At 53.1% G+C, this 15,473-nt stretch carries 9 protein-coding genes and 1 riboswitch; of the genes, 3 read left to right on the top strand and 6 right to left on the bottom strand.

What is annotated here, in order from left to right; translation table 11 throughout:
- Window positions 1-244 precede the first annotated feature (244 nt).
- The 3 genes from rpoB (at window position 245) to cspE (ending at window position 9,744) form a co-directional block, all read left to right on the top strand.
- Window positions 245-4,273 (top strand): DNA-directed RNA polymerase subunit beta, encoded by a 4,029-nt coding sequence (gene rpoB, locus E4Z61_RS15755; protein ID WP_135323594.1) that lies wholly within the window; start codon window positions 245-247, stop codon window positions 4,271-4,273.
- A gap of 76 nt (window positions 4,274-4,349) precedes the next feature.
- A complete protein-coding gene (gene rpoC / locus E4Z61_RS15750; RefSeq protein WP_135323593.1) occupies window positions 4,350-8,573 on the top strand; it encodes a DNA-directed RNA polymerase subunit beta' in 4,224 nt (1,407 codons plus the stop codon).
- A 958-nt stretch (window positions 8,574-9,531) separates the two neighbouring features.
- A complete protein-coding gene (cspE, locus tag E4Z61_RS15745) occupies window positions 9,532-9,744 on the top strand; it encodes a transcription antiterminator/RNA stability regulator CspE (protein ID WP_096758779.1) in 213 nt (70 codons plus the stop codon).
- A 118-nt stretch (window positions 9,745-9,862) separates the two neighbouring features.
- On the opposite strand, the gene thiH is transcribed toward cspE, so the two are convergent.
- Genes thiH through thiC form a run of 6 tightly spaced genes read right to left on the bottom strand, consistent with a single transcriptional unit; the run spans window position 9,863 to window position 15,230 of the window.
- A complete protein-coding gene (gene thiH, locus E4Z61_RS15740) occupies window positions 9,863-10,996 on the bottom strand; it encodes a 2-iminoacetate synthase ThiH (protein WP_135323592.1) in 1,134 nt (377 codons plus the stop codon).
- A complete protein-coding gene (thiG, locus tag E4Z61_RS15735; RefSeq protein WP_135323591.1) occupies window positions 10,993-11,763 on the bottom strand; it encodes a thiazole synthase in 771 nt (256 codons plus the stop codon). Before thiG ends, thiH begins: the two co-directional genes overlap by 4 nt.
- A gap of 1 nt (window position 11,764) precedes the next feature.
- On the bottom strand, window positions 11,765-11,965 hold the full coding sequence (thiS, locus tag E4Z61_RS15730; protein WP_135323590.1) for a sulfur carrier protein ThiS: 201 nt from the start codon (window positions 11,963-11,965) through the stop codon (window positions 11,765-11,767).
- Window positions 11,946-12,704: a thiazole biosynthesis adenylyltransferase ThiF gene (thiF, locus tag E4Z61_RS15725; protein ID WP_135323589.1), complete on the bottom strand. Its 759-nt coding sequence runs from the start codon at window positions 12,702-12,704 to the stop codon at window positions 11,946-11,948. Before thiF ends, thiS begins: the two co-directional genes overlap by 20 nt.
- Window positions 12,697-13,332: a thiamine phosphate synthase gene (gene thiE, locus E4Z61_RS15720; protein WP_135323588.1), complete on the bottom strand. Its 636-nt coding sequence runs from the start codon at window positions 13,330-13,332 to the stop codon at window positions 12,697-12,699. The genes thiF and thiE overlap by 8 nt, the downstream gene beginning before the upstream one ends.
- Window positions 13,332-15,230 (bottom strand): phosphomethylpyrimidine synthase ThiC, encoded by a 1,899-nt coding sequence (gene thiC, locus E4Z61_RS15715; RefSeq protein WP_135323587.1) that lies wholly within the window; start codon window positions 15,228-15,230, stop codon window positions 13,332-13,334. The genes thiE and thiC overlap by 1 nt, the downstream gene beginning before the upstream one ends.
- 88 nt (window positions 15,231-15,318) lie before the next feature.
- A riboswitch (TPP riboswitch) is annotated at window positions 15,319-15,428 on the bottom strand.
- Between the last annotated feature and the right edge of the window lie 45 nt (window positions 15,429-15,473).

The following is a 15,473-nucleotide window of genomic DNA, read 5'->3' as shown; positions in this document are numbered from 1 at the left end:
TAAGGCGCCAGTAGCATTTCACACTGTTTGACTACTGCTGTGCCTTTCAATGTTTGTTTCTATCGACGCCTTAATATATTGCGACAGAGCATACGTTCTGTGTAAATCGCAACGAAATGGTTTAAGCGTGATAGCAACAGGCATTGCGGAAAGTATTCGATTTTCCGGTCAACAAAATAGTGTTGCACAAACTGTCCCTTCGTCGGACAGATGGGTCGACTTGTCAGCGAGCTGAGGAACCCTAATGGTTTACTCCTATACCGAGAAAAAACGTATTCGTAAGGATTTTGGTAAACGTCCGCAAGTGTTGGACATACCTTATCTCCTTTCTATCCAGCTTGACTCGTTTCAGAAGTTCATCGAGCAAGATCCTGAAGGGCAGTATGGTCTGGAAGCAGCTTTCCGTTCCGTTTTCCCTATTAAGAGCTATAGCGGTAATTCTGAGCTGCAGTACGTCAGCTACCGCCTTGGCGAACCGGTGTTTGACGTTCAGGAATGTCAGATCCGTGGCGTGACCTATTCCGCACCGCTGCGCGTAAAACTGCGTCTGGTGATCTACGAGCGCGAAGCGCCGGAAGGCACCGTAAAAGACATTAAAGAACAAGAAGTCTACATGGGTGAAATCCCGCTCATGACGGACAACGGTACCTTTGTTATCAACGGTACTGAGCGTGTTATCGTTTCCCAGTTACACCGTAGTCCTGGCGTCTTCTTTGACTCCGACAAAGGTAAAACCCACTCTTCGGGTAAAGTACTGTATAACGCGCGTATCATTCCTTACCGTGGTTCCTGGCTGGATTTCGAATTCGATCCGAAGGACAACCTGTTCGTACGTATTGACCGTCGCCGCAAACTGCCTGCGACCATTATTCTGCGTGCGCTGCAGTACACCACTGAGCAGATCCTTGACCTGTTCTTTGAGAAAGTTGTCTTCGAAATTCGTGACAACAAGCTGCAGATGGAACTGGTGCCGGAACGCCTGCGTGGTGAAACCGCCTCTTTTGATATCGAAGCTAACGGCAAGATCTATGTCGAAAAAGGTCGTCGCATCACTGCGCGTCATATTCGTCAGCTGGAAAAAGACGATATCAAGCTTATCGAAGTTCCGGTTGAGTACATCGCGGGTAAAGTTGCCGCTAAAGACTACGTTGACGAATCCACCGGTGAGCTGATTTGCGCAGCTAACATGGAGCTGAGCCTGGATCTGCTGGCTAAACTGAGCCAGTCTGGTCACAAGCGTATCGAAACGCTGTTCACCAATGATCTGGATCACGGTGCGTATATTTCTGAAACGATTCGCGTCGATCCAACCAACGATCGTCTGAGTGCACTGGTAGAAATCTACCGCATGATGCGCCCGGGTGAGCCGCCGACTCGCGAAGCGGCTGAAAGCCTGTTTGAGAACCTGTTCTTCTCCGAAGACCGCTATGATCTGTCTGCGGTTGGTCGTATGAAGTTCAACCGTTCTCTGCTGCGTGACGAGATCGAAGGTTCCGGTATTCTGAGCAAAGACGACATCATCGAAGTGATGAAGAAGCTCATCGATATTCGTAACGGTAAAGGCGAAGTCGATGACATCGACCACCTCGGCAACCGTCGTATCCGTTCCGTGGGCGAAATGGCGGAGAACCAGTTCCGCGTTGGCCTGGTACGTGTTGAGCGTGCGGTGAAAGAGCGTCTGTCTCTGGGCGATCTGGATACCCTGATGCCTCAGGATATGATCAACGCCAAGCCGATTTCTGCCGCAGTGAAAGAGTTCTTCGGTTCCAGCCAGCTGTCTCAGTTTATGGACCAGAACAACCCGCTGTCTGAGATTACGCACAAACGTCGTATCTCTGCACTCGGTCCAGGCGGTCTGACCCGTGAACGCGCAGGCTTCGAAGTTCGAGACGTACACCCGACTCACTACGGTCGTGTATGTCCAATCGAAACCCCTGAAGGTCCGAACATCGGTCTGATTAACTCCCTGTCCGTGTACGCACAGACTAACGAATACGGCTTCCTTGAGACTCCGTATCGTAAAGTGACCGACGGTGTTGTAACTGACGAAATTCATTACCTTTCTGCTATCGAAGAAGGCAACTACGTTATCGCCCAGGCGAACTCCAACCTGGATGACGAAGGCCACTTTGTAGAAGATCTGGTTACCTGCCGTAGCAAAGGCGAATCCAGCTTGTTCAGCCGCGACCAGGTTGACTACATGGACGTATCCACCCAGCAGGTGGTATCCGTCGGTGCGTCCCTGATCCCGTTCCTGGAACACGATGACGCCAACCGTGCATTGATGGGTGCGAACATGCAACGTCAGGCGGTTCCGACTCTGCGCGCTGATAAGCCGCTGGTTGGTACCGGTATGGAACGTGCTGTTGCTGTTGACTCCGGTGTTACTGCAGTTGCTAAGCGTGGCGGTACCGTCCAGTACGTTGATGCTTCCCGTATCGTTATCAAAGTTAACGAAGACGAGATGTATCCGGGCGAAGCGGGTATCGACATCTATAACCTGACCAAATACACCCGTTCTAACCAGAACACCTGTATCAACCAGATGCCGTGTGTGTCTCTGGGCGAGCCGGTTGAACGTGGTGATGTGCTGGCAGACGGTCCGTCCACCGACCTCGGTGAACTGGCTCTGGGTCAGAACATGCGCGTGGCATTCATGCCATGGAATGGTTACAACTTCGAAGACTCCATCCTCGTATCCGAGCGTGTTGTTCAGGAAGACCGTTTCACCACCATCCATATTCAGGAACTGGCATGTGTGTCCCGTGACACCAAGCTGGGGCCGGAAGAGATCACCGCTGACATCCCGAACGTGGGTGAAGCTGCGCTCTCCAAACTGGATGAATCCGGTATCGTTTATATCGGTGCGGAAGTGACTGGTGGCGATATTCTGGTAGGTAAGGTAACGCCGAAAGGTGAAACCCAGCTGACCCCAGAAGAGAAGCTGCTGCGTGCGATCTTCGGTGAGAAAGCGTCTGACGTTAAAGACTCTTCTCTGCGCGTACCAAACGGTGTTTCCGGTACGATCATCGACGTTCAGGTCTTTACTCGCGATGGCGTAGAAAAAGACAAACGTGCGCTGGAAATCGAAGAGATGCAGCTCAAGCAGGCTAAGAAAGACCTGTCTGAAGAACTGCAGATCCTCGAAGCTGGCCTGTTTAGCCGTATCTATGCTGTGCTGGTTGCCGGTGGCGTTGAAGCTGAGAAGCTCGACAAACTGCCACGCGATCGCTGGCTGGAACTCGGCCTGACCGACGAAGAGAAACAAAATCAGCTGGAACAGCTGGCTGAGCAGTACGACGAACTGAAACACGAATTCGAGAAAAAACTCGAAGCGAAACGCCGTAAAATCACTCAGGGCGACGATCTGGCACCGGGCGTGCTGAAGATTGTTAAGGTTTATCTGGCGGTCAAACGTCGGATCCAGCCTGGTGATAAGATGGCAGGTCGTCACGGTAACAAGGGTGTTATCTCTAAGATCAACCCGATCGAAGATATGCCACACGATGCTAACGGTACGCCGGTAGATATCGTACTGAACCCGCTGGGCGTACCATCGCGTATGAACATCGGTCAGATCCTTGAAACTCACCTGGGTATGGCTGCGAAAGGTATTGGCGAGAAAATCAACGCCATGCTGAAGCAGCAAGAAGAAGTCGCCAAACTGCGCGAGTTCATCCAGCGTGCATACGATCTGGGTACCGACGTTCGTCAGAAAGTTGACCTGAATACCTTCAGTGATGAAGAAGTTCTGCGTCTGGCCGAAAACCTGAAAAAAGGTATGCCGATCGCAACGCCGGTCTTCGACGGTGCGAAAGAGTCTGAAATCAAGGAACTGTTACAGCTGGGTGGCCTGCCGACTTCCGGTCAGATCACGCTGTTCGACGGTCGTACCGGTGAGCAATTCGAGCGCCAGGTAACCGTTGGCTACATGTACATGCTGAAACTGAACCACTTGGTTGATGACAAGATGCACGCGCGTTCTACCGGTTCTTACAGCCTGGTTACTCAGCAGCCGCTGGGTGGTAAGGCTCAGTTCGGTGGTCAGCGCTTCGGGGAGATGGAAGTATGGGCGCTGGAAGCATATGGCGCGGCATACACCCTGCAGGAAATGCTCACCGTTAAGTCTGATGACGTAAATGGTCGTACCAAGATGTATAAAAACATCGTGGACGGCAACCATCAGATGGAACCAGGCATGCCAGAATCCTTCAACGTACTGTTGAAAGAGATTCGTTCGCTGGGTATCAACATCGAGCTGGAAGACGAGTAACTCTCGCTCAAACAGGTCACTGGTGCCGGGGTAAGACCCGGCGCCAGATTGTGCTAACTCCGACGGGAGCAAATCCGTGAAAGATTTATTAAAGTTTCTGAAAGCGCAGACTAAAACCGAAGAGTTTGATGCGATCAAAATTGCTCTGGCCTCGCCAGACATGATCCGTTCATGGTCTTTCGGTGAAGTTAAGAAGCCGGAAACCATTAACTACCGTACGTTCAAACCTGAGCGTGACGGCCTTTTCTGCGCCCGTATCTTTGGGCCAGTGAAAGATTACGAGTGCCTGTGCGGTAAGTACAAGCGCCTGAAACACCGTGGTGTGATCTGTGAGAAGTGCGGCGTTGAAGTGACCCAGACTAAAGTACGCCGTGAGCGTATGGGCCACATCGAGCTGGCGTCTCCGACTGCTCACATCTGGTTCCTGAAATCGCTGCCGTCCCGTATCGGTCTGCTGCTCGATATGCCGCTGCGTGATATCGAACGCGTACTGTACTTCGAATCATATGTTGTTATCGAAGGCGGTATGACCAACCTGGAACGTCAACAGATCCTGACTGAAGAGCAGTATCTGGACGCGCTGGAAGAGTTCGGTGACGAATTCGACGCGAAGATGGGTGCGGAAGCTATCCAGGCCCTGCTGAAGAGCATGGATCTGGAGCAAGAGTGTGAAACTCTGCGCGAAGAGCTGAACGAAACCAACTCCGAAACTAAGCGTAAAAAGCTGACCAAGCGTATCAAACTGCTGGAAGCGTTCGTACAGTCTGGCAACAAGCCAGAGTGGATGATCCTGACCGTTCTGCCGGTTCTGCCGCCAGATCTGCGTCCACTGGTTCCGCTGGATGGTGGTCGTTTTGCGACTTCTGACCTGAACGATCTGTATCGTCGCGTCATTAACCGTAACAACCGTCTGAAACGTCTGCTGGATCTGGCTGCGCCGGATATCATCGTACGTAACGAAAAACGTATGCTGCAGGAAGCGGTCGACGCCCTGCTGGATAACGGTCGTCGCGGTCGTGCGATTACTGGTTCGAACAAACGTCCTCTGAAATCTTTGGCCGATATGATCAAAGGTAAGCAGGGTCGTTTCCGTCAGAACCTGCTCGGTAAGCGTGTTGACTACTCCGGTCGTTCTGTAATCACCGTAGGTCCATACCTGCGTCTGCATCAGTGCGGTCTGCCGAAGAAAATGGCACTGGAGCTGTTCAAACCGTTCATCTACGGCAAGCTGGAACTGCGTGGCCTCGCCACCACCATCAAAGCCGCTAAGAAAATGGTTGAGCGTGAAGAAGCTGTCGTTTGGGATATCCTGGACGAAGTTATCCGCGAACACCCGGTACTGCTGAACCGTGCACCAACACTGCACCGTTTGGGTATCCAGGCATTTGAACCGGTACTGATCGAAGGTAAAGCTATCCAGCTGCACCCGCTGGTTTGTGCGGCATATAACGCCGACTTCGATGGTGACCAGATGGCAGTTCACGTACCGCTGACGCTGGAAGCCCAGCTCGAAGCGCGTGCACTGATGATGTCTACCAACAACATCCTGTCTCCAGCGAACGGTGAACCTATCATCGTTCCGTCTCAGGACGTTGTATTGGGTCTGTACTACATGACCCGTGACTGTGTTAACGCCAAAGGCGAAGGCATGGTGCTGACTGGCCCGAAAGAAGCTGAGCGTATTTATCGCGCAGGTCTGGCCTCTCTGCATGCGCGCGTTAAAGTGCGTATCACTGAATACGAAAAAGATGAAAACGGCGAATTCGTTGCGCACACCAGCCTGAAAGACACGACCGTTGGTCGCGCCATTCTGTGGATGATCGTACCGAAAGGTCTGCCTTTCTCTATCGTCAACCAGGCGCTGGGTAAGAAAGCGATCTCCAAAATGCTGAACACCTGTTACCGCATTTTGGGTCTGAAGCCGACCGTTATCTTCGCTGACCAGACAATGTACACCGGCTTTGCTTATGCAGCGCGTTCAGGTGCATCTGTTGGTATTGATGACATGGTCATCCCAGAGAAGAAACACGAGATCATCTCTGAAGCGGAAGCTGAAGTTGCTGAGATCCAGGAACAGTTCCAGTCTGGTCTGGTAACCGCAGGCGAACGTTACAACAAAGTTATCGATATCTGGGCTGCGGCGAACGATCGTGTATCCAAAGCGATGATGGATAACCTGCAAACCGAAACCGTTATTAACCGTGACGGCGTCGAAGAGCAGCAGGTTTCCTTCAACAGCATCTACATGATGGCCGACTCCGGTGCGCGTGGTTCTGCAGCACAGATTCGCCAGCTGGCAGGTATGCGTGGTCTGATGGCGAAGCCGGATGGCTCCATCATCGAAACGCCAATCACAGCGAACTTCCGTGAAGGTCTGAACGTACTCCAGTACTTCATCTCCACGCACGGTGCGCGTAAAGGTCTGGCGGATACCGCACTGAAAACAGCAAACTCCGGTTATCTGACTCGTCGTCTGGTTGACGTCGCACAGGATCTGGTTGTTACTGAAGATGACTGTGGCACGTTGGAAGGCATCACCATGACCCCGGTTATCGAGGGTGGTGACGTTAAAGAGCCACTGCGCGATCGCGTTCTGGGTCGTGTGACTGCTGAAGACGTTCTGAAGCCGGGCACCGCAGATATTCTGGTTCCACGCAACACGCTGCTGCACGAGCATTGGTGTGACCTGCTGGAAGAGAACTCCGTTGACTCCGTCAAAGTACGTTCTGTTGTATCTTGTGACACCGACTTTGGTGTATGTGCGCACTGCTACGGTCGTGACCTGGCGCGTGGCCACATCATCAACAAAGGTGAAGCAATCGGCGTTATCGCGGCACAGTCCATCGGTGAACCGGGTACACAGCTGACGATGCGTACGTTCCACATCGGTGGTGCGGCATCTCGTGCGGCTGCTGAATCCAGCATCCAGGTGAAAAACAAAGGTAGCATCCGTCTGAGCAATGCGAAGTCGGTTGTGAACTCTGCTGGTAAGCTGGTAGTGACCTCGCGTAACACCGAGCTGAAACTGATCGACGAATTCGGTCGTACCAAAGAGAGCTATAAAGTGCCTTACGGTGCTGTTATGGCGAAAGGTGATGGCGAGCAGGTTGCTGGCGGCGAGACCGTAGCAAACTGGGATCCGCACACCATGCCAGTTATCACTGAAGTAAGTGGTTTCATCCGCTTTACTGATATGATCGACGGCCAGACCATTACTCGTCAGACCGACGAACTGACCGGTCTGTCTTCTCTGGTTGTTCTGGATTCCGCAGAGCGTACTGCAGGTGGTAAAGACCTGCGTCCGGCACTGAAAATTGTTGATGCTAACGGTAACGACGTTCTGATCCCAGGCACTGATATGTCTGCTCAGTACTTCCTGCCGGGTAAAGCGATTGTTCAGCTGGAAGATGGTGTTCAGATCAGTGCGGGTGACACCCTGGCGCGTATTCCGCAGGAATCCGGCGGTACCAAGGACATCACCGGTGGTCTGCCGCGCGTAGCGGATCTGTTCGAAGCACGTCGTCCGAAAGAGCCAGCAATCCTTGCGGAAATCAGCGGTATCATTTCCTTCGGTAAAGAAACCAAAGGGAAGCGTCGCCTGGTGATCACGCCGTTAGATGGCAGCGAACCGTACGAAGAGATGATTCCAAAATGGCGTCAGCTCAACGTGTTCGAAGGTGAACGTGTAGAACGTGGTGACGTGGTTTCTGATGGTCCGGAAGCGCCGCACGACATCCTGCGTCTTCGTGGCGTACACGCGGTAACGCGTTACATCACCAACGAAGTACAGGACGTATACCGTCTGCAAGGCGTTAAGATTAACGATAAACACATTGAAGTTATCGTTCGTCAGATGCTGCGTAAAGCGACCATCGACAGTGCCGGTAGCTCCGACTTCCTGGAAGGCGAGCAGGTTGAATACTCCCGCGTCAAGATTGCTAACCGCGATCTGGAAGCGAATGGCAAAGTGGCGGCAACGTATTCCCGCGACCTGCTGGGTATCACCAAAGCGTCTCTGGCAACCGAATCGTTCATCTCTGCCGCATCGTTCCAGGAGACCACACGTGTCCTGACCGAAGCAGCCGTTGCGGGTAAACGCGACGAACTGCGTGGCCTGAAAGAGAACGTGATCGTGGGTCGTCTGATCCCTGCCGGCACCGGTTATGCGTACCACCAGGATCGTATGCGCCGTCGTGCCGCGGGCGAACAGCCGGCTGCACCTCAGGTTACTGCGGAAGATGCATCTGCCAGCCTGGCAGAACTGCTGAACGCAGGTCTGGGCGGCTCTAACAACGATTAATCGTTGCTGACCGTAATGAAAAACCCGCCTCGGCGGGTTTTTTTTTGCCTGAAGTAAAATCTTATGAATACTGTCAATAAAGACATGTCATTAAAAACAGTATTGACACTGTTTTTTAAATCCGTATGTTAATACTTAACAGCAGAGAAATGGTAGTTTGCTGTTAAAGCAGTAAGTGTTAGTAGAGTTCGATAGGGGGATTGCGATAAAGGCCACGAAGTATTTTTTGTATGGGATAGTCGACGTTGAAGTTATTATTTTTCACATCGACAATGCTTTAAGGCTACGTAGTTGATATATCTAATCGCAAAAAGTTAAGCAAGCGCGACGATGTAAGGCCATGATTTAATAGTTAATATTTGCGATTTTTATTATTGAACGATCGCAAGGGAAGTAAGGCCACGCATCAAATAGTATATGTCGCGAGGGGAAGTGTACTTGTTTAGGTCGCCATTCTTGAGTTTGTATATCAAGCTGGCTGAATATGTTTAACGGTAAATAGAGGAAGGTTTAGTTAGTATTATTCTCCAATATTATCTGTGGTAAACGTGTACATTTAAAAAGTAGTACCATCAGCAGTATTAAATTGTAAGTTAATTAATGTTAAATCTGAAGTTTGTAGTAACTTAAAGCCCTGGCTGCAACGGTCAGGGCTTTTATTATATATAAATCAAGGCAATACCGTAGACTTTCAAGCGCAACAGCTCAACATTTCACCTGATGAAGTGCATTAAAAAAATTAATGCTTGCTTAATGATTAGAAGTAAGTCTACTATAGCGACATCGGTTTGGAACACAGACCTTATGAAAGCAGTTTTAGTAAAGCAGTTCTCAGTTCAAGCGTTATCCTCAGATACCCCTTCTTCATGAGCCTCCTCCTAAGTGCCCCATAAGTTAATTTCTGCAAAACAGGCCATCTTCGCTGCATAAGCGGCTCAAAATATGAAAGGAAGTATCTATGTCTAACAAAATGACTGGTTTAGTAAAATGGTTTAACTCTGAGAAAGGCTTCGGCTTTATTACCCCTCAGGACGGTAGCAAGGATGTGTTCGTGCATTTTTCAGCTATCCAGAGCAATGATTATAAAACCTTAGACGAAGGTCAAAAAGTAGAGTTCTCTGTTGAGAACGGTGCTAAAGGCCCGTCTGCTGTTAACGTTATCGCGCTGTAATCGCCGATAATCTCACCAACGCTTACGATAGCGATGAAGGCCAGAGCCTGAGCAGATAAGTGTCAGTGAAGAAAAACCCGCGAAAGCGGGTTTTTTGTTTTATGCGATCGCTCAAGACTTACGATACCTGAGAAGCCCGTCCCAGATAGCTGTCCCAGTCTTTCCACACGGGCTGTAATCCCTGCGCCATTAGCGCTTCAGCAACGTCTTCAGGGCGGCGGTCATCATGTGGAGAAAATTGTTCCAGCTCAGGGTGATTGTCGGCATAGCCACCGGGCTGCGTTTTCGAGAAAGCGCTGACGTTGTTAATCGCCAGCGGGATCATATGATCGCGAAACCACGGTGATTCTCGGGTGGATAGCGACAACTCTATTTCCGGTGCCAGTAAGCGAAACGCACAAATGGTTTGCACCAGTTGGCGTTCGTCCATTAGCGATGCCGGTTCAATCCCCCCGGTACACGGGCGCAGGCGAGGGAACGAGATAGAGTAGCGGCTTTGCCAGTAGTGCTGCTGCATCCACAACAAATGCTCGGCCACCATATAACAATCCACTCGCCAGCTGTCGGATAAGCCAATGAGTGCCCCCAGGCCAATTTTGTCGATACCGGCGTGGCCTAATCGGTCTGGTGTTTCCAGCCGCCAGAAGAAGTCCTGTTTTTTACCTTTCAGATGATGCCGGGCGTAAGTTGCCTCGTGGTAGCTCTCCTGATAAACCATCACGCCATCCAGACCAAGCACCTTCAGCTCAGCATATTCAGCCGCAGACAGGGGTTGCACCTCCATCTGTAAAGATGAAAATTGCTGACGAATGGCGGGCAAATGGCGACGAAAGTAATCCATTCCAACTTTCGCCTGATGTTCACCAGTGACCAGCAGCAGGTGCTCAAAACCCAGCGCCCGAATAGCGTCACATTCGCGGCTGATTTCAGCCTCGTTCAGTGTCTTACGTTTGATGCGGTTGCTCATGGAGAAGCCGCAGTAGGTGCAGTCGTTAGCGCACAAATTTGAGAGATACAGCGGAACGTAAAAACTGACGGTGTTGCCAAAGCGCTGGCGGGTCAGCTTTTGCGCCCGCTGCGCCAGCGGCTCCAGATAATCAGCAGCTGCAGGTGAGAGCAGGGCCATCAAGTCGTCGCGGCTCAGTTGTGAAGTGTTGAGGGCGTGCTCCACATCAGTGGCGGTTTTACCGTTGATACGCAGGCGGATGTCATCCCACTCCAGCTGTCGCCAACGGTCGCTGAACGTTTTCATGCGAAAGCCTCCAGGAATCCGGTTAACGGGCTGGTGGCGTTCGCATGCGAACTTTTGCTTCCCGGTACAGCCTGACGCGCCAGAAGGCCCGCCTCAACCGCCAGCCGGAACGCCGTCGCCATCATCACTGGGTTATCCGCTACGGCAATCGCCGTGTTGACCAGTACCGCGTCGGCACCCATCTCCAGCGCCTGTGCGGCGTGGCTGGGTACGCCGATGCCTGCATCCACCACCACCGGGACGGTTGCCTGCTGAATAATGATCTCCAGCATCGCTTTGGTTTCTAGTCCCTGATTGGAGCCGATGGGCGCGCCAAGCGGCATTATCGCCGCGCAGCCTGCTTCTTCCAGCCGTTTGCACAGCACTGGATCTGCGCCGCAATAAGGCAGCACCACGAAACCCTGCTTCACCAGCGCTTCGGCGGCCTTCAGCGTTTCGATCGGGTCCGGCAGCAACCAGCGGGCATCCGGGTGAATTTCTAACTTCAGCCAGTTGGTGCCCAGCGCTTCGCGCGCCAGCTGCGCGGCAAAGATGGCTTCTTCCGCCGTTTTCGCTCCTGAAGTATTGGGCAGCAACGTCACGCCCGCTTCGACCAGTGGTGCCAGAATGGCATCGTTATGCTGACGTAAATCCACGCGCTTCATCGCCAATGTCACCAGTTGGCTGCCAGAAGCGCGAACAGCCTCCACCATCAGCTGTGATGAGGCAAATTTCCCGGTGCCAGTGAACAGATGTGAATCAAACGTTTTGTCGGCAATACGTAACATATCAACCCCCTGCAATAACCTGAAAAAGCAGGATTTGGTCGCCTTCCTGCACGATTTGCTGTTCCCACTGCTCGCGCGGCAGGATCTGCTGATTGAGCGCCAGCGCCGTTCCCGATTTGAGCTGATTAAGCTCGGTGAGCAGTGCGCTGACCGTTTGCCCTTCGCCACACTGCATTAGCTCATCATTGAACTGAATCTGCATGTTGCCCCCCGCATACCGGACAACCGCTAGCGCGGCGTAACGCCAGGCCGCGCCACTGGCTGGTTTTACCGTCAAACAGGCGTAACTCGCCGCTCGGAGTTTCAATGCCGATGAGGAGTTTGATGGCTTCCAGTGCCTGCATTGTGCCCATGATGCCCACCACCGGGCCGATAATACCTGCGGTACGACAGTTGCGCTCGGGCTCGATGTCGTCTGGCCACAGGCAGCGGTAGCAGCCCTGTTCCCACGGTGGCGTGAGAACCATTAGCTGGCCGCCGAAGCCTACTGCGCTGGCGGTGATAAGCGGTGTATTCAGCCCCACGCAGGCGGCGTTGATCGCCTGACGCGTCGCCATGTTGTCGGTACAGTCGAGCACCACGTCGACACCCGCTACCGCATGCCGCAACGCATCGCCTTGCAGCCGTTGTTTGAGCGCCACCAGTACGATATCCGGGTTGAGCCGTGACAGGCGTTGCTGAGTGACCTGCGATTTCGGGCGCGCAACGTCATCGGTGGTATATAAAATTTGCCGCTGCAGATTACTCAGATGCACATCGTCATCATCCACCAACGTCAATTTACCTACTCCCGCCCCCGCCAGATACAGTGCGGCAGGGGAACCAAGGCCACCCAAACCGACAATCAGCACGTGGCTATCGAGCAGTTTTTGCTGACCCTCTATAGCGATATCGCCGAGCAAGATTTGTCGACTGTAGCGCATAAAATCGCGGTCATTCATCGCCGACTCCCGCAATATCCAGTAGCTGCGCCGTGGCAGTCTGCCAGTCAGCTGCCAGGGTGATGGCGCTGACCACGGCAATGCTGCCGACGCCGGTCTCCAGTACCGTGGGGGCACGTTCAAGGCTGATCCCGCCGATGGCGACGGTAGGGCAGTCGGCCAGTCGTGCAATGTGGCTGGCGAGTTGTACCAACCCCTGCGGGGCGGACGGCATCTGTTTGGTTTGCGTCGGGAAGACGTGCCCCAGCGCGATGTAAGACGGGCGAACGGCCAGCGCCACGTCTATCTCCATATCATCGTGGGTTGACACGCCAAGGCGTAGCCCCGCGACCTGAATCGCCTTCAGGTCAGTGGTTTCGAGGTCTTCCTGCCCCAGATGCACGCCGTAGGCGTTATGTTTGATTGCCAGCCGCCAGTAGTCGTTGATAAACAGGCGGGCGTCATAGCGACGCCCCAGTTTAATGGCGGCGATCACGTCGGCTTCGACCTCTTCGTCACGTTTGTCTTTAATGCGCAGCTGAATTGTACGCACACCCGCTGCCAGTAGTCGTTCAATCCACTCAACGCTATCGACCACCGGGTACAGCCCGAGGCGAAAAGGGACCGTTTGAAAATCAGGCTGGTACATCACGCCTCCTCTTTTTTGAGGTAGATTTCGCCGCCTTTGGCGCGGAAGTTCTCCGACATATCCGCCATCCCCACTTCGATGGTTTGCGCGGCGGCGTAGTCGCGCACTTCCTGGCTGATTTTCATTGAGCAGAATTTCGGCCCGCACATGGAGCAGAAGTGGGCGACCTTGCCGGACTCCTGCGGCAGGGTTTCATCATGATAGGCGCGGGCGGTGAACGGGTCGAGCGCCAGATTAAACTGGTCTTCCCAGCGGAATTCGAAGCGTGCTTTTGACATGGCGTTATCGCGGATCTGCGCGCCCGGATGCCCTTTCGCTAAATCAGCGGCGTGGGCGGCAATTTTGTAGGTAATCAGCCCTTGCTTCACGTCTTCTTTGTTCGGCAAACCGAGATGCTCTTTTGGCGTTACGTAGCACAGCATTGCGCAGCCAAACCAACCAATCATCGCTGCACCAATCCCGGAGGTGAAGTGGTCGTAGCCCGGCGCAATGTCGGTAGTTAACGGCCCTAAGGTGTAGAACGGCGCTTCATGACAGTGATCCAGCTCTTCGGTCATGTTGCGCTGGATCATTTGCATCGGCACGTGGCCTGGGCCTTCAATCATCACCTGCACGTCGTACTCCCAGGCGATTTTGGTCAGTTCGCCCAGCGTATGCAGCTCGGAGAACTGCGCTTCGTCGTTGGCATCCTGAATCGAGCCAGGACGCAAGCCATCGCCCAGCGACAGAGAAACGTCATAGGCGGCGCAGATTTCACAGATTTCGCGGAAGTGCTCGTAGAGGAAGTTTTCCTGATGGTGGGAGAGGCACCATTTCGCCATGATTGATCCCCCACGCGAGACAATACCGGTCAGGCGTTTGGCAGTCATCGGCACGTAACGCAACAGTACGCCCGCGTGGATGGTGAAGTAGTCAACACCCTGTTCAGCTTGCTCCAGTAGCGTGTCGCGGAAGGCTTCCCAGGTCAGATCTTCGGCGATCCCGTTCACCTTCTCCAGCGCCTGGTAGATCGGTACGGTGCCGATCGGTACCGGGCTGTTACGCAGGATCCACTCGCGTGTTTCGTGAATATAGCGCCCGGTTGAGAGATCCATCACCGTATCCGCACCCCAGCGGGTCGACCATACCAGTTTCTCAACTTCTTCTTCGATGGAGGAGGTCACCGCTGAGTTACCGATATTGGCGTTGACCTTCACCAGGAAGTTACGACCGATGATCATCGGCTCTGATTCTGGATGGTTGATGTTGGCAGGGATGATGGCGCGCCCGGCAGCCACTTCATCACGCACGAATTCCGGCGTGATGTTTTCCGGCAGACGCGCGCCAAAGTTCATGCCCGGATGCTGGTGGTGCAACACTTCGCTGCGAATGCGCTCGCGCCCCATGTTTTCGCGGATGGCGATAAACTCCATCTCTGGGGTGACAATTCCCTGACGCGCGTAGTGCAACTGGGTCACGCATTTACCGGATTTCGCGCGTTTGGGTGTCAGTAACCCGCTAAAGCGCAGCGCATCAAGGCCGTCATCGGCCAGACGTTCTTTGGTGTAAGCGGAGCTGCGATCGTCTAACTCTTCGCTGTCGTTACGCGCCGCAATCCATGACTGGCGCAGTTTTGCCAGGCCCTGCTGGACGTTAATCGCCACATCCGGATCGCCATACGGACCGGAGGTGTCGTAAACCGGGATAGCTTCGTTCTCTTCGAACTGCGGATTGTCTTTTGAACCGCCAATCAGCGTTGGGCTGAGCTGGATTTCACGCATCGGAATGCGGATATCCGACTGCGAACCGGTGATGTAGATACGTTTTGAGTTAGGAAAGGCGGTCCCTTCCAACGTGTCGATAAAGTGTTGGGCCTGGGCGCGTTGTTCGCGGCGGGATGGTTTAATTGTGGCAGACATAGCTCATTCCAAAATAAAGTAAGGATATGGCTTGTCAGACGACGGATTGAGTAATGGATGCACGCCGCCTGTAAAGGCAGCAGCATAAAACTGAATTACTCTTGTTCCCTTCGCAGGTATTAGCCTGATCAGGTTCCGCGGATCCCGAATAAACGGTCTCAGCCTACGCTTTCACGTAAGGCACTCCGACAAGAAGTAACCTCAAAAAGAGGTAATGAATGTAAACTACGCGTTAATGCGATA

Source organism: Citrobacter tructae (assembly GCF_004684345.1).
GTDB classification, from domain to species: Bacteria; Pseudomonadota; Gammaproteobacteria; order Enterobacterales; family Enterobacteriaceae; genus Citrobacter; species Citrobacter tructae.
Note: the sequence above shows the minus strand (reverse complement) of the source record. Positions and strands in the feature narration are given on the sequence as shown.